15 protein-coding genes are annotated in these 15,628 nt (G+C 67.0%); 14 read left to right on the top strand and 1 reads right to left on the bottom strand.

Annotated features, from left to right (window positions below):
• Nucleotides 1-65 precede the first annotated feature (65 nt).
• Complete coding sequence (gph, locus tag OOB33_RS00435) at nt 66-737, top strand: phosphoglycolate phosphatase (RefSeq protein ID WP_102769387.1); 672 nt, start codon at nt 66-68, stop codon at nt 735-737.
• Here the strand turns inward: gph and OOB33_RS00430 are convergent.
• Nucleotides 709-1,350 (bottom strand): chalcone isomerase family protein, encoded by a 642-nt coding sequence (locus OOB33_RS00430; RefSeq protein WP_102769388.1) that lies wholly within the window; start codon nt 1,348-1,350, stop codon nt 709-711. The two genes, gph and OOB33_RS00430, sit on opposite strands and share 29 nt — an antisense overlap.
• A 474-nt stretch (nt 1,351-1,824) precedes the next feature.
• Between OOB33_RS00430 and trpE the strand changes: the two genes are divergently transcribed.
• From trpE to OOB33_RS00365, 13 genes are all read left to right on the top strand, one after another.
• Entirely contained in the window at nt 1,825-3,324 is a 1,500-nt protein-coding gene (trpE, locus tag OOB33_RS00425) for an anthranilate synthase component I (RefSeq protein ID WP_271007219.1), read from the top strand.
• A 3-nt stretch (nt 3,325-3,327) separates the two neighbouring features.
• Nucleotides 3,328-3,912 (top strand): anthranilate synthase component II, encoded by a 585-nt coding sequence (locus OOB33_RS00420; RefSeq protein ID WP_171829054.1) that lies wholly within the window; start codon nt 3,328-3,330, stop codon nt 3,910-3,912.
• 5 nt (nt 3,913-3,917) lie between these two features.
• A complete protein-coding gene (gene ltaE / locus OOB33_RS00415; RefSeq protein WP_442952977.1) occupies nt 3,918-4,946 on the top strand; it encodes a low-specificity L-threonine aldolase in 1,029 nt (342 codons plus the stop codon).
• Nucleotides 4,947-4,958: 12 nt separating this feature from the next.
• Entirely contained in the window at nt 4,959-5,999 is a 1,041-nt protein-coding gene (gene trpD, locus OOB33_RS00410) for an anthranilate phosphoribosyltransferase (protein WP_271007217.1), read from the top strand.
• Nucleotides 6,000-6,033: 34 nt separating this feature from the next.
• A complete protein-coding gene (gene trpC / locus OOB33_RS00405; RefSeq protein WP_271007216.1) occupies nt 6,034-6,843 on the top strand; it encodes an indole-3-glycerol phosphate synthase TrpC in 810 nt (269 codons plus the stop codon).
• Nucleotides 6,844-6,847: 4 nt separating this feature from the next.
• Nucleotides 6,848-7,567, top strand: a complete 720-nt coding sequence (locus OOB33_RS00400) for a uracil-DNA glycosylase (RefSeq protein ID WP_271007215.1) — start codon at nt 6,848-6,850, stop codon at nt 7,565-7,567.
• A gap of 338 nt (nt 7,568-7,905) precedes the next feature.
• Entirely contained in the window at nt 7,906-8,838 is a 933-nt protein-coding gene (locus tag OOB33_RS00395) for a BadF/BadG/BcrA/BcrD ATPase family protein (RefSeq protein ID WP_102769395.1), read from the top strand.
• 10 nt (nt 8,839-8,848) lie between these two features.
• Nucleotides 8,849-9,586 carry a GntR family transcriptional regulator gene (locus tag OOB33_RS00390; protein ID WP_171829049.1) on the top strand — a complete coding sequence of 246 codons (738 nt, stop codon included), beginning with the start codon at nt 8,849-8,851 and terminating at the stop codon, nt 9,584-9,586.
• Nucleotides 9,587-9,593: 7 nt separating this feature from the next.
• On the top strand, nt 9,594-10,724 hold the full coding sequence (gene nagA, locus OOB33_RS00385) for an N-acetylglucosamine-6-phosphate deacetylase (protein ID WP_271007214.1): 1,131 nt from the start codon (nt 9,594-9,596) through the stop codon (nt 10,722-10,724).
• 19 nt (nt 10,725-10,743) lie between these two features.
• Nucleotides 10,744-11,754: an SIS domain-containing protein gene (locus tag OOB33_RS00380; protein WP_271009995.1), complete on the top strand. Its 1,011-nt coding sequence runs from the start codon at nt 10,744-10,746 to the stop codon at nt 11,752-11,754.
• Between the two features lie 15 nt (nt 11,755-11,769).
• Nucleotides 11,770-13,245: a beta-N-acetylhexosaminidase gene (gene nagZ / locus OOB33_RS00375; RefSeq protein ID WP_102769397.1), complete on the top strand. Its 1,476-nt coding sequence runs from the start codon at nt 11,770-11,772 to the stop codon at nt 13,243-13,245.
• Nucleotides 13,246-13,281: 36 nt separating this feature from the next.
• Complete coding sequence (locus OOB33_RS00370) at nt 13,282-14,616, top strand: MFS transporter (RefSeq protein WP_243392847.1); 1,335 nt, start codon at nt 13,282-13,284, stop codon at nt 14,614-14,616.
• Nucleotides 14,613-15,569, top strand: coding sequence for a glycoside hydrolase family 16 protein (locus OOB33_RS00365; protein ID WP_207795989.1), 957 nt, complete (start codon nt 14,613-14,615; stop codon nt 15,567-15,569). The genes OOB33_RS00370 and OOB33_RS00365 overlap by 4 nt, the downstream gene beginning before the upstream one ends.
• The last annotated feature ends 59 nt before the right edge of the window (nt 15,570-15,628 follow it).

Genomic DNA, 15,628 nt, shown 5'->3' with positions numbered 1-15,628 from the left:
GATATGCTTGGCGCCCAACTCGATGCCCGCCTGAACCTCGGTTCGCCCAACACCTGCGCCCCACCATGAGCCTGATGCCCGATGCCTTCATCCTCGACCTGGACGGCACCCTGGTTGACACCCTCGGTGATTTCGTCGCGGTTCTGAACCGGGTCTTGAATGAGCTGGGGCTGCCCGAGGTGCGGCGCGCCTTTGTCGAGCGCACGGTCGGGCAGGGCAGCGAGCATTTGATCCGCAGCACCCTGGACCATGTCGGCGCCGACCCGGCCCAGCTCTACGAACCGGCCTGGGCGCTGTACCAGGCGCATTACCGCGAGCTCAACGGGCAGTTTTCCAAGGTCTACCCCGGCGTGCGTGAGGGTCTGGTGCAGTTGCGTGCGACCGGGCGGCCCATGGCCTGCCTGACCAACAAGCCGGCGGCTTTTGCGCGCGAGTTGCTGGCGCGCAAGCAGCTGTCAGGCTTCTTCGATTTCGTGTTCGGAGGCGATGACTTCGAGCGTAAAAAGCCCGACCCCTTGCCCCTGCTCAAAACCTGCGAAGCGCTGGGCACGGCACCGGCGCGAACCTGGATGATCGGCGACAGCAGCAACGATGCGCGCGCCGCGGCGGCGGCCGGCTGCCCGGTGCTGCTGCTCAGCTATGGCTACAACCATGGCGAGCCGATCACGGCACTGCCCGCGCTGCAGCACCTGGACCGGCTCGATCAGATCAGCCTCGCTCCCGCAGCGAGCGCTTGACGCCCAGCAGGGCGTCTTTCAGCTGATCGTCGGCGGGCGATTTGCCCAGCCAGATGCGCAGCAGGGCGCTGAAGAACTCGGGTTCCTTGATCGGTGCGCCGATGGGTTTGCCGTTCAGGAAGACGGTGGAGCCGGTGCCGGGCACGTAGTCGATCCAGAAGTATTCGCCCGAGGTCAGGCTCTTGCGGGTGGAGAAGATCTCGGCCACGCGCAGCACGCCGTTGATGGCCTTGCCGAATTCCTCGCGCGAGGCGTTCTGCTCCATGCCCTTGGTGAAGAGCTTGCCGAGTTCGTTGCCATCCACCTCGCGCAGCATGACCAGGTGGATGCGCTTGGCGCCGGGGGCGGCCAGGGCGGCCTCGGCATTGCTGGTCTTCTCGGCCAGATACAGGCCTGCGGTGTAGACCTTGAACACGGCCTTGTAGCGGATGCCCGCACCGTTCAGTTGCAGCTTCTGCCCGCCGATGTCGGCCTGTCCCTCGTACTTCACTCCGGCCAGCTCCACGGTCTGCGCCTGGGCGCTGCCGCCCATGGCGAACAAGAACAGGCCGGCCAGGGCGCTCAAGCCCAGGGCTCGCCGGGAGCGAAGTGAAAATCCTGCTGCGTCACGCATGCGTGTTGTCTCCGTCGTCTTTGTTGTGGTGTCATGCTTTTGCGCTGGAACATGCGCCAGGTAAGCAAAAGTAAGCGGCAGTATGGCTGCAAGCTCAAGACTCTGCCAACGCCTGTTTGAATGGGGCTGCTACACTCGCCCGCACTATGTTCATCACGCGCAAGCACATCAAGGGGTCGCACGACCGGGGAGCCTGGCCCTGGCGTCGCCCGCTCGCCTTCCTTCGCTGAAGAAGACGCCGCTTGGCCTGCTGCTTGCCGCAGGCGTGATGTCCGAGCCGCCCCGCGCGCAGCTCGTCACACCATGCCTGACCATGGCCTCCTGAATCGACGCTGCTCTACGTGCGCCCAAACCTGGGTGTCGCCTGTCGTTGATCCGGTCCCAGCGCCCGTCGTCTCTTCTTTGTTGATGCGCCGCGCCACCGCCACCCCCTGATTCCCGGTGCGCGTCGCCTGCCTGCAAGGGTTTGACGTGATGATCACTGAACTTGAATTCCAAAGCCTGGCCAGCCTGGGCTACAACCGCATCCCGCTGATCAGCGAGGCCTTCGCGGACCTGGAGACCCCGCTGTCTCTGTACCTGAAACTCTGCTCCGGCGCTGGCGCCTACGGTGGCAGTTCGGGCAAGCACAGCTTCCTGCTCGAATCCGTGGTCGGTGGCGAGCGCTTCGGGCGCTACTCCTTCATCGGCCTGCCCGCCCGCACCGTGCTCAAAAGCCATGGGCGCAAGACCGAGGTGATCCGCGACGGCGCGGTGATCGAGACCCACGAAGGCGACCCGCTGGCCTTCATCGAGGCCTATCAACAGCGCTTCAAAGTGGCCCTGCGCCCCGGCATGCCGCGCTTCTGCGGCGGCCTGGCCGGCTACTTCGGCTACGACGCGGTCCGCTACATCGAGCCCAAGCTGGCCAAGACCGAGAAAGCCGGGGGTCTGGATACGCCCGATGTGATGCTCCTGCAATGCGAGGAGCTGGCCGTCATCGACAACCTCTCGGGCCGGCTCTACCTGATCGTCTACGCCGACCCGGCCCAGCCCGAAGCCTTCCACAAGGCCAAGAAGCGCCTGACCGAGCTGCGCGACAAGCTCAGCTACAGCGTCAGCGCGCCCCAGGTGAAGCGCGGCCAGGCGCACCCGGTGCAGCGCGAATTTGCACGCGCTGATTTCGAAGCGGCCGTGCTCAAGGCCAAGGACTACATCGCCGCCGGCGACTGCATGCAGATCGTCTTCGGCCAGCGTCTGTCCAAGCGCTACACCGAGTCACCGCTGAGCCTGTACCGCGCCCTGCGCTCGCTCAACCCCAGCCCTTACATGTATTTCTACGACATGGGCGACTTCCAGATCGTTGGCGCCTCGCCCGAGATCCTGGTGCGGCATGAGCGCACGGCCGAGGGCCAGCAGGTCACCATCCGCCCCTTGGCCGGCACCCGGCCGCGCGGCGGCACGCCAGAGCAAGACCTGGCCCTGGAAACCGAGCTCAAGGCCGACCCCAAGGAGCGCGCCGAGCATCTGATGCTGATCGACCTGGCCCGCAACGATCTGGGCCGCATCGCCGAGATCGGCTCGGTCAAGGTGACCGATGCCTACGCGGTGGAGCGCTACTCGCATGTGATGCACATCGTCAGCAATGTCGAGGGCCGGCTGCGCGAGGGCTTGTCGAATATGGATGTGTTCCGTGCCGCCTTCCCGGCCGGCACGCTCTCGGGCGCGCCCAAGATCCGCGCCATGGAAATCATCGATGAGCTGGAGCCAGTCAAGCGCGGTATCTACGGCGGCGCCTGCGGCTACCTGAGCTTTGCCGGCGATATGGACCTGGCCATCGCCATCCGCACCGGCATCGTGCAGGATCAGACCCTGTACGTCTCGGCGGCGGCCGGCATCGTGGCTGACTCGGTGCCCGAGCTCGAGTGGAAAGAAACGGAAGCGAAAGCCCGCGCCTTGCTGCGCGCCGCTGAACTGGTGGAAGAGGGGTTCTGAGCCATGCTGCTGATGATCGACAACTACGACAGCTTCACCTTCAACCTGGTGCAGTACTTTGGCGAACTCGGCGCTGAGGTCAAAGTCGTGCGCAATGACGAGATCACCCTGAACGAGATCGAGGCCTTGCGGCCCGATCACCTGGTGTTCTCGCCCGGGCCGTGCTCCCCGGCAGAGGCCGGCATCTGCGTGCCGGCCATCCAGCATTTCGCCGGCAAGCTGCCCATCCTGGGCGTCTGTCTGGGCCACCAGAGCATGGGGGCGGCCATGGGTGGCAAGATCATCCGTGCCAAGACCCAGATGCATGGCAAGGCCAGCACCATCAGCACCGATCAGAAGGGCGTGTTCCATGGCCTGCCGCGTGATTTCAGCGTCATCCGTTATCACTCGCTGGTGATCGAGGAGGCCTCGCTGCCCGCAGTCTTCGATATCACCGCCCGCAGCGAGGACGGCGAGATCATGGGCGTGCGTCACCGCGAACTGGCCGGCACGGCCACGCCGATGGAGGGGGTGCAGTTCCACCCCGAGTCCATCCTCAGCGAGCATGGCCATGCCATGCTCAAGAACTTTCTCCAACTGGCCCTTTGATCACCATGAGCACTGTTGTCGATCTTCGCAGTGATACGGTGACTCAGCCGACGGTCGCGATGCGGGCTGCCATGATGGCGGCTCCGTTGGGTGACGATGTGTTTGCCGATGACCCCTCGGTCAATGCCTTGCAGCATGCCCTGGCCGAGCGTCTCGGCTTTGAGGCGGCACTCTTCATGCCCACCGGCACGCAGAGCAATCTGGCGGCGCTGATGGCGCATTGCCAGCGCGGCGAGGAGTACATCGTCGGCCAGTTCGCCCACACCTACCGCTGGGAAGGCGGCGGTGCGGCCGTGCTCGGCTCCATCCAGCCCCAGCCACTGCCGCATCAGGCCGACGGCTCGCTGTCCTTGGCCGATATCGAGGCCAATATCAAGCCCGATGACGCCCATTTCGCGCGCACCCGCTTGCTGACGCTGGAGAACACCATCGGCGGCAAGGTGTTGCCCATGGACTATCTGGCTGCCGCCTCGGCCCTGGCGCAGAAACATGGCCTGACGCGCCATCTGGACGGCGCGCGCCTGTTCAATGCGGCGGTGGCGGTGGATGCCGCGGACCCGTACGCCGCGGCCCGGCGCATCTGCAGCCATTTCGACAGCGTTTCGGTCTGCTTTTCCAAGGGCCTGGGCGCCCCGGTCGGTTCGGTGCTCTGCGGCTCGGCGGCGCTGATCCAGCGCGCCCACCGCTGGCGCAAGATGTTGGGCGGTGGCCTGCGTCAGGCCGGTGTGCTGGCGGCAGCGGCCCATCATGCGCTGGATCATCACGTCCATCGCCTGGCCGAGGACCACGCCCTGGCCCAGCGCCTGGCCCAGGGCTTGCAAGGCATTGCCGGCCTGAGCGTGGAGGCGCCGCAGACCAATATCGTGTTTGTCGATGTGGCTCAGGGAGAGCGTGCTGCAGGCTTGTTGCCTTTCCTGAAATCGCGCGGCGTGCTGGCCACGGGCCTGTATCGCCTGCGTTTTGTGACCCATCTGGATGTGGATGCGGCCGGTGTGGACCACGCTGTGGCGACCGTGCGCGAGTATTTCGCTTGAGAGGAAACTGAGATGCCGATCACCGACACCGAAGCCCTGACCCGCGTCATCGAACACCGGGAAATCTTTCACGACGAGATGCTGACCCTGATGCGCCGCATCATGGCCGGCGAGATGTCGCCTGTGATGGCCGCCGCCCTGCTGGCCGGCCTGCGGGTGAAAAAGGAAACCATCGGCGAGATCACCGCCGCCGCGCAGGTGATGCGCGAGCTGTCCAACAAGGTGCCGCTGGAGCCGGCCCTGCATCCGCATCTGGTCGATGTGGTGGGCACGGGCGGCGATGGCGCCCACACTTTCAACATCTCCACCTGCTCGATGTTCGTGGCTGCCGCTGCCGGCGCGCAGGTGGCCAAGCATGGCAACCGCAGTGTCTCCAGCAAGACCGGCAGCGCCGATGTGCTGGAGCAGCTGGGCGCCAACATCATGCTCAGCCCGGCCCAGGTGGCCGAGAGCGTGGCCCAGACCGGCATCGGGTTCATGTTCGCGCCCAACCACCATCCGGCGATGAAGAACATCGCCCCGGTGCGCAAGGAGATGGGCGTGCGCACCATCTTCAACATCCTAGGCCCGCTGACCAACCCGGCCGGCGCGCCCAACATCCTGATGGGCGTGTTCCACCCCGATCTGGTCGGCATCCAGGTGCGTGTGATGCAGCGCCTGGGCGCTGAGCATGCGTTGGTGGTCTACGGCAAGGACGGCATGGACGAGATCTCGCTGGGCGCCGCCACTCTGGTCGGTGAGCTGAAGAACGGCGAGGTGCGCGAGTACGAGATCCACCCCGAGGACTTTGGCCTGGCGATGGTGTCCAACCGCAGCCTGCGCGTGGCCGGCCCTGAGGAGTCGCGCGTGATGCTGCTCGGCGCCCTGGCCAATGAGGACGGCGCGGCGCGCGACATCGTGCTGCTCAATGCCGGCGCCACCCTGTATGCCGCCAATGTGGCCAGCTCCATCGCCGACGGCATCGCCCGCGCCCGCGCGGCCATTGCCAGCGGCGCGGCCCGCGCCAAGCTTGACCAGTTTGTGGCCGCCACACAGGCCTTAGCCCGGGGCTGAGCGCCCTCGCATCTTCCCTCTGCCGATTCACACCATGTCCGACATCCTCCGCCGCATCGTTGCGGTCAAACATGAAGAGCTGGCCGTGCTGCGCCGCCAGCGCTCGCTGGCCAGCTTGCGCGAGGAGGCCGAGAGCGCCGAGCGCCGCGCCGACCTGCGCGACTTCGAAGCGGCGCTGCGCGCCCGGATCGCCGCTGGCAATCCCTTGAAGGGAAGTGCCGTGATCGCCGAGATCAAGAAGGCCAGCCCCAGCAAGGGCGTGCTGCGCGCCAACTTCGAGCCAGCCGCCATCGCGCAGAGTTATGCCCGCCACGGCGCCGCCTGCCTGAGCGTGCTGACCGATGCGCAGTTTTTCCAGGGCTCGGTCGCCTACCTGCAGCAGGCTCGCGCGGCTTGCGCGCTGCCGGTGCTGCGCAAGGACTTCATGGTCGACGAGTACCAGGTCTTTGAAGCGCGGGCCATGGGGGCCGACTGCATCTTGCTGATCGCAGCTTGCCTCGATGACGCGCAGATGGCCGATCTGGAGGCCGCGGCGCAGAGTCTGGGCCTGGCCGTGCTGGTCGAGGTGCACGACGGTGCCGAGCTGGACCGCGCCCTGCGCCTCAAGACCCCGCTGGTCGGCATCAACAACCGCAATCTGCGCAGCTTCGAGGTCACGCTGGACACCACCCTGGGCCTGCTGGACCGCGTGCCGGCCGAGCGCCTGCTGGTGACCGAGTCCGGCATTCTGGCTGCGGCCGATGTGCAGACCATGCGCGCCGCGAACGTGCATGCCTTCCTGGTTGGCGAGGCCTTCATGCGTGCGCCCGATCCGGGCGAGGCGCTGGCCGCCTTGTTCGCCTGAGGCCTTGCCGGGCGAGCCTGTGAGTCTGGACCTGCTGGCCCCCGTGGACCCCGGCTGGCAGCCGGTGCTCGAGGCCTGGGTGGCCAGCGCCGAGGGCCAGCGCCTGCTGGCTTTCTTGCAGCGCCGCCGTGAGGCCGGCGCCCTGATCTACCCGTCCGAGCCGCTGCGTGCCCTGCGCCTCACGCCCCTGGCCGAGACCCGTGTGCTCATCCTCGGTCAGGATCCGTACCACGGGCCAGGGCAGGCTGAGGGTCTGGCGTTCTCGGTGCCCGAGGGGGTGACGCCACCACCCAGCCTGCGTAATGTGTTCAAGGAACTGCAGCGCGATCTGGGCCAGCAGCCGCCCATGTCGCCGCATCTGGGCGCCTGGGCGCGGCGCGGTGTGCTGCTGCTCAACAGCTGTTTCACCGTGGAAGACGGTGCGCCCGCCAGCCACGCCAAGCAGGGTTGGGAAGCCCTGAGCGACGCCCTGATCGCCGCGGCCGCGCGCGACCCCGCGCCCAAGGTCTTCATGCTCTGGGGCGCCTACGCGCAGGCCAAGGCGCCGCTGATCGCGGCCGCCCAAGGCCCGGGCGCTGCGCCGCACTGCGTCTTGCAGGCCAACCACCCCTCGCCGCTCTCGGCCTTGCGGCCGCCCGTGCCTTTCATCGGCTGCGGGCATTTCAGCGCCGCGGCGGCCTTTTTGGCGCAGCACGGCCGCGCGCTGGACTGGTCGCTGGACTGAGGGTTGCCGCGGCCCGACTCAGGGCTATCCCCGAGGCATCACGCCCGGAAACGAAAGAGCCGTCAACGACAATCTGTCGTTTTGCCGGTCGATGGAGCTTTGCTCTAAAGACCTCTTCAAGACCTGCTCAAGGTTTGCTCAAGATTCACATGCACTCCGGGCTGCTACCAGTCGCCAGCTTGGTTCTAAACTGGTATGGTGTTTGCCCAGGGTGCTGTGCAGTTCTGTACCTCTGACTCGGCACTGACAAGGCGCCCATGTGGCGTTTCTGCACGGCTGCAACCAGGGTAGACCAGCCATTGACGGGTCTTCATTTTTGGTACTAAACTGGTATTAATATGAAAACGGTCATCCTTCGTTCACAAGCCCTGCAGGGCGCCACGGCTTCCGATCTTTCGGCAGCGGTGCAGTACCTGATCGGGGTGGACGGTGGCGGCACCGGCACCCGCGTGCGCTTGAGCGACCGGGACGGCGTGCTGCTGGGGCAGGGCGAGTCCGGCCCTTCGGCCCTGGGTCAAGGCGCCGAGCAAGCCTGGCGCCACATCCAGCAGGCCGTGCAGGCCGCGGCTGCGCAAGCAGGCCTGGGTGAGCTGGATCTGTCGCGCTGCGCCATCGGCCTGGGCCTGTCGGGCACCGGCGTCGAGGCGCAGGTCGAGGCCTTCTCGGCCCTGCAGCCTGGCTATGCCCTGGTGGCCCTGGACAACGACGGTTTCACCACCTTGCTGGGCGCCCATGGCGGTGAGCCCGGCGCGGTGGTCGCGGCGGGCACCGGCACCATCGGTGAAGGCCTGCGCCGCAATGGCGAGCGCGCCTACATCAGCGGTTGGGGCTGGGTCTGCGGCGATGAGGGCAGCGGTGCCTGGCTGGGCCTGAAGGCCATGCGTCATGCCCAGCAGGCCCTGGATGGCCGCGCTGAAGCCGGCGCGCTGGCCCGCGCTGTCTGGGCCGTGGCCGGCCAGGACCGCGCCACCATCCTGGCCTGGTGCGCTGCCGCCGGTCAGCATGGTTATGCCAGCCTGGCGCCCCTGGTCTTCGACCACGCGCCGAACGATCCGGTGGCGGCAGGCTTTGTCGCCGACGCCGTGAGCGAGCTGGAACGCCTGGCCCACGCCCTGGATCCCCAGGCTGAACTGCCTCTGGCGCTGTGCGGCAGCATCGCTTTGCGTTTGAGTTCCGAATTCTCAGGCACCATTCGTGCCCGCTGCGTGTCACCTCGGGGTGATTCCGCCGAAGGTGCGCTGCACCTGGTGCGCAGTGCACTGCAACGTTGAGGATTTCGTGATGAGCATCGCATTTCAATTCAAGCCCGATCCGGACGCCGCCTCGCCGCTGTACATGCAGCTGGCTCACAAGCTGGCCCAGGCCATCCGTGAGGGCGTGTACCACGCCGACGAGGCGCTGCCTTCGGAGCGGGTGCTGTCGGAATCGCTGGACCTGTCGCGCGTGACCGCGCGCAAGGCCATCGATCGCCTGGTCGAGCAAGGCCTGATCATCCGCAAGCGCGGTTCGGGCAACTACATCGCGCCCAAGCTGGAGCAGCCGCTGTCGCGCCTGACCAGCTTCTCGGAAGAGCTGCAGCAGCGCGGATTCAAGCCCAGCTCGCGCTGGCTGACCCGCAGCTTCACACCGGCCGCACCGGACGAGCAGCTGAGCCTGGGCCTGTCCACTGGCGAGCGCGTGGCGCGCCTGGAGCGCTTGCGCCTGGCCGACACCGTGGTCATGGCCTACGAAGTGAGCGTGCTCCCCGAGGCCGTGCTGCCCGATCCGGCCAGTGTGCAGGCCTCTTTGTACGAACACCTGGCCAAGCTCGGCGGTGCCCCGGTGCGCGCGCTGCAGCACATCCGGGCCATCAATGCCGACACCAAACTCGCCAGTCTGCTGGAAGTGCCGGTGGGCCAGGCCGTTTTGTTCATCACCCGTGTGGGCTATCTGGAATCGGGTCATGCCGTCGAGCTGACGCATTCTTACTGCCGCAGCGATTACTACGACTTTGTCGCCGAGATGCGGCGCGAGGGATAGGCGAAGGATGACCTCAGTACAGCACATCGACGCAGACATCCTCACGCCGCAAGGCTTTGTACGGGGTCGACTGGACTATGTTGAAGGGCGCGTGAGCGCCATCCACGGCAGCCCGGTCACGGAAAGCCAGGTCCGGCACGATGCCGGCGAGCGCCAGATCGTGCTGCCTGGTTTCATCGATGTGCATGTGCACGGCGGCGGTGGCCGCGACACCATGGAAGGCGGCGACGCCGCGGGTCAGATCGCGCGCTTGCATGTGCGCCACGGCACCACCTCCATGCTGGCCACCACCATGACGGCGCCGCTGGACGAGATCCGCTCGGCGCTCAGCGCCCTTGGCCCGTTTTGTGCCGAGCGCGCGCCGGGCTCGGCCCGCCTGCTCGGCGTGCACCTGGAAGGCCCCTACATCAACCCCGGCAAGCTCGGTGCCCAGCCCGACTTCGCCAAGCCCGCGACCCTGGCCGAGATCCATGCCCTGCATGCGCTGGCGCCCATCCGCCTGATCACCCTGGCGCCGGAACTGCCCGGCACGCTGGAGCTGATCGCCGAGCTGCGCGCCGAGGGCTTCCAGGTGCAGATCGGCCACACGGCCGGCACTTACGAGGACGGCGTGCAGGCCCTGCAGCATGGCGCCGGCGGCTTCACCCATCTGTTCAACGCCATGTCCGGCCTGCACCACCGCGAGCCCGGCATGGTGGGCGCGGCCCTGGCCCATGCCAAGTTCGCCGAGATCATCCCGGACCTGCTGCATGTGCACCCGGGTGCCATCCGCGTGGCCATGCGCTCGATCCCCTGCATGTTCTGCGTCACCGATTCCACGGCCGCGGCCGGCATGCCCGATGGTGAATACAGCCTGGGCCGCCACCGCGTGACCAAGTGCATGGGCGGCGTGCGCCTGCCCGACGGCACCCTGGCCGGCAGCACCCTGACCATGGATCAGGCCCTGCGCAATCTGGTCGGCCTGGGCCTGGAGATTGAAGACGCCTCGCGGCGCGTGTCGACCTACGCGGCCGACTACATGGGTTTGGAAGATCGCGGTCGCCTGCAGCCTGGGGCTTGGGCGGATTTTGTTGTACTGGACCGTGATTTGCAGTTGCAAGGCGTGGTCGTTGAAGGAGAAAAAATTGACCTCGCCTGAGTTGGTGCATGCCTCGCGCATGTTGCAAGAAGCCCTGAGCGCCCCCGCCGCTGTCGCGAACCAGCTGGCCCACGACCAGAACGCCTACGCCGAGCTCGGCGAGGCCCTGCGCGAGCAGCCGCCCACAGCCCTCTTGACCGTGGCCCGTGGCAGCTCGGACCACGCCGCCCATTACATGGCCTATCTGATGATGGCGCGCATGGGCCGCCTGGTGACCTCGCTGCCGATGTCGCTGGTGACGCTGTACCAAAGCAAGATCGTCTGCGACGGCCTGGTGTCCCTTGCCTTCTCGCAATCGGGCCAAAGCCCCGATCTGGTCGCACCGACGAAATTCTTCCGTGAAGGCGGTGCCCGCACCGTGGCCTTCGTCAATGCCGAGAGCTCGCCCCTGGCCGATGCCGCGCAATTCGTGTTCCCGCTGCGCTCGGGCCCCGAGCTGAGCGTGGCCGCCACCAAGAGCTATATCGCCCAGCTGGTGGCCGGCGCCCGCGTGGTGGCCGCCTGGAGCGGTGATGAAGACCTGCAGGCTGCCTTGCAGCAGCTGCCCTCGGCCCTGGAAGAGGCGGCCAAGCAGCGCTGGGATGTGGCGGTGGACGTGCTCAAGGGCGCGGACAAGCTCTTCGTCATCGGCCGTGGCACGGGCCTGCCCATCGCCATGGAAGCGGCGCTGAAGTTCAAGGAAACCTGCGGCATCCAGGCCGAGGCCTTCTCGGGCGCCGAGGTCAAGCACGGCCCCATGGCCCTGGTGGACGAGGGCTACCCCATGCTGGTGTTCGCACCGCGTGGCCCGGCCCAGGCCGGCCTGATTGCCCTGGCCGAGGAAATGCGCGGCCGTGGTGCCCGCGTGCTGCTGGCTGCGCCGGCCGGCACGCCCGGCGCCGAGCTGCCCCTGGCCTGCACCGGCAATGAAGACCTGGACCCGATCGCCGTGGTGCAGAGCTTCTACCCCATGGTGGAGGCCCTGGCCCGCGCCCGCGGCCGCAACCCGGATGCGCCGCCGCATCTGGCCAAGGTCACCAAGACGAACTGATCGGGGCCGGCTGTCATGACTGCTTTTCATCCCGGCCAGCTGGTGATGGTCGACATCCAGGGCAAGTCCCTGGACGCGGCCACCGCCGAGTTCCTGCGCGCCAACCAGGTGCGCGCCGTCTGCCTGTTCCGCAAGAACCTGGGCACCGAAGCCGAAGTGCGCCAGCTGACCCGCGATCTGCGCGAGGTCATGGGCCCCGGCGCCCTGATCGGCCTCGACCAGGAAGGCGGCTCGGTGGTGCGCGCCACCTTTCTGCCGCAAGCGCCCTCGGCCATGGCCCTGGGCGCGGCCGATGATGCGGCCCTGGCCGAGAAGGTCGGCGCCGCGGTCGCTCGCGGCCTGGCGTCCATCGGTGTGAACTGGAACTTCGCGCCGGTGCTGGACATCAACAACAACCCGGCCAACCCGGTGATCGCCGAGCGCAGCTTCTCCGAAGATGCCGATGATGTGACCCGTTTGGCCGGCGCCTGGATGGCCGGCTCGCTGCGCGAAGGCGTGGCCTGCTGCGTCAAGCATTTCCCCGGCCACGGCGACACCCATGTGGACTCGCACCTGGCCCTGCCGACGGTGGACAAGAGCCGCGCCGAGCTGGATGCGCTGGAGTTGCGCCCCTTCAAGGCCTTGCGTGATGCGGCACCCGCCGTGATGACGGCCCACATCGTCTACCCGAAGATCGACCCCGATCACCCGGCCACCTTGTCGACCAAGATCCTGGGCGACATCCTGCGCCGTGAGTGGGGCTACGACGGCGTGGTCATCACCGACGCGCTGATGATGAAGGCCATCTTCGAGCGCTACGGCTACGCCCGCGCCGCCGTGATGGCCATCCAGGCCGGTGCCGACATGATCCTGGCCCAGGGTTCGCTGGACGAGCAGGGCCAGTCCATCCAGGCCTTGAAAGACGCCTTCGAGCGCGGCGAGCTGACCCTGGAGCAGGGCCGCATCGCCGCCGCCCGCCTGGACAAGCTGGCCGCCGCCTACCCGGTGCGTCACGACGACTACCAGGGCGAGCCGCGCGGCGCCGATGACCGCCTGATGCGCCAAGCCTGGGCCGCCGGCCTGACCGCCTTGCGCGGCGCCACGCCGCCGGTCCGCGACGCGGCGCTGCGCGTGTTCGTGCAGCCCGAGGTGCCGACCGATGGCGTCTCGGAAGCCGGCCCCTCGGGCGCGCAAATCGTCGAGCTCTTCCGTGCCTTCCCGAATGCCCAGATTGAGTTCGTCGAGGACATCCTGGCCCTGGACTGGGCCACGGTGCCGCAGGATGGGTGCCTGAACATCGTCGCCTCCACCCACCGCATGCGTTACGGCCAGAACGCCCGCGCCTGGACGCCTGACCTGCATCTGGTGCTCTGGAACCCTTTCCAGGCCCTCGATGTGCCGGGACCGACCGTGGTGAGCTGGGGTTATGCCGATGGCGCTCTGGCCGGCCTGCAGGCATGGTTGCAGGGCGAGCATGTGGCCGCTGCGCAGTCGCCTGTGCGTCTGGACTGACGCCCTTTCCCTCTCCACCCTGGGGCTTGTTGAGACATGAACACCACCACCTTGAACGCCGAGCGCACCGAGACCTCCATGAGCCCAGCCGACACGAAGAACAAGGCCCGCGCGCCCGGCACCTGGGTGCTCAGCCTGTACTTCCTGCAGGGCTTGCCCTTCTTCATGGTCAATCTGGTCTCGGCCCTGATGTTCAAGAGCCTGGGTGTGTCCAACGAGGACATCACGCGCTGGACCGGTCTGCTCGGTCTGGCCTGGGTGTTCAAGCCCCTGTGGAGCCCGCTGCTGGAACTGGCCCCGAGCAAGAAGTGGATGGTGATCAGCTTCCAGGCCCTGGGTGCGGCGGCGCTCGGCCTGATCGCGCTCTCGCTCAATCTGCCGAGCTTCTTTGTCATCTGCATCGCCTTGCTGGCGGTGGCCGCGATCGCTTCCGCCTCGCATGACATCGTCTGCGACGGCCTCTACATCGCCACTCTGAGCGGCAAGCAACGCGCCGTGTGGGCGGGCTGGCTGGGCACCTGCTTCAATGGCTCCAAGCTCTTTGCCATGGGCGGCCTGGTGATCCTCGCCGGCACGCTGGAAAAGAGCGCCGGCCCGGTGGTGGCCTGGGCCACGGTCTTCGGCATCGCGGCCGTGACCATGGCGGTGCTGGCGGCCTACCACGTCTGGGCCTTGCCCGACACGCGCAGCAGCGTCGAGGCCGGCGGCAGCATCGAAGTGGCCGGCACCCTGGGCGATGTGATTCGCAGCTTTTTCAAGCTCGAAGGCGTGTGGGTGGCCATCGCCTTCATCATCCTGTTCCGCGCTGGCGAGGCCCAGGTGCAGGCCATGGGCCCGCTGTTCATGAAGGACGCCCGCGAACTCGGCGGCCTGGGCATGGCCACCACCGAGGTGGGCCTGTCCTACGGCACGGCAGGCACCCTGGCCTTTCTGGCGGGCAGCATTGCCTCGGGTTACTTCACCGCCTGGTTGGGTCTGCGCCGCGCCATGATCTGGCTGCTGTTGGCGATGAATCTGCCCAATCTGGCTTTCTATGCGCTGGCGGTGAGCCAGACCACCAACCTCTGGTGGATCTCCCTGGCCGTGAGCCTGGAGACCTTCGGTTATGGCTTCGGTTTCGTTGCCGTGATCCTGTTCATGATGCAGTTCGTGGCCAAGAGCAAGTACCAGACCGCGCACTACGCCATCGCCACGGGCTTCATGGCCCTGGGCTATGTGATCTTCAAGGCCATCAGCGGCGATGTTCAGAAGTTGCTGGGCTATCAGAACTTTTTCCTCTGGGTGGTGCTCTCGGCGATTCCGGTGTTCCTGATGCTCAAGGTGCTGCCGATTCGCGAGGACGAAGCGGCTGAGCCCACGCCCGAAGCATGAAGACCGTTTCTGCGGTGCGCGTGGGCTTGCGCATCGGCGCGCTCACGCTGGGATTGAGCTCGCTGCTGGCGCCGGTTGTGGCGGCTCCGGCAACGAGTCCTGCGCCAGCACCGGCCGGCCTGTTCTTCGATGACTTCAGCTACCGCGACCTGAGCGGCCTTTGGGCCCAGGGCTGGACGCCGCGCAGCAAGGCCGGCCATCCCGGCGTGACCGGTGCGCGCTGGAGCGCCGAGCAGCTGAGCCTGGTCGATGATCCTCAGCAAGCCGGCAACCGCCTGCTGCGCCTGGCCGCGCAGACCGACGGCAGCGGCGCCGGCACGGCACAGGCCCAGATCTGCCACCAGCGCAAATACCTGGAAGGCACGTATGCGGCGCGCCTGCGCTTCAGCGATGCGCCGGTGCGCGGTGTCGATGGCGACCCAGTGATCCAGACCTTTTATGTGGTGGCGCCCTTGCGCCATGACTTCGATCCTGAGTTCAGCGAGATCGACTGGGAATACCTGCCCAACGGCGGCTGGGGCAGCGAGAAGACGCGGCTCTATGGCATCGCCTGGCAGACCGTGCAGCTCGAGCCCTGGAAGAGCTACAACCAGTCGCACGAAGAGTTCACCAACCTGAATGGCTGGCACCAGCTGCTGATGCAGGTGTCAGGGGGCCAGGTCAAGCTCTTCCTCGATGGCCGGCAGCTGGCCACGCATGGCGGCCGCAACTACCCGGTCTCGCTGATGTCCATCAACTTCAACCTCTGGTTCTCGCCCGGCGGCCTGCTGCCGGCCAGCAGCCAGGCGCGCGCGTACGAGCAGGATGTGGACTGGGTCTTTCATGCTCGCAACAAGGTGCTGAGCCCGGCCGAGGTCGATGCCGAGGTCAAGCGCCTGCGCGCCGGCGGCGTGGCGCAGCTGGACACCGTGCCGGCGGCTGAGCCGGCGCTCAGCAGCCTGTGTGATTTCTGATTCCGGGTGCAGCGACCCCGCACCCCAGCTGGTCGGGGCGGTGACCGGGTGTTTTTGTG

The organism is Paucibacter sp. B51 (genome assembly GCF_027863535.1).
GTDB lineage: Bacteria > Pseudomonadota > Gammaproteobacteria > Burkholderiales > Burkholderiaceae_C > Paucibacter_A > Paucibacter_A aquatilis.
This window is presented reverse-complemented; position numbering and strand designations above follow the sequence as displayed.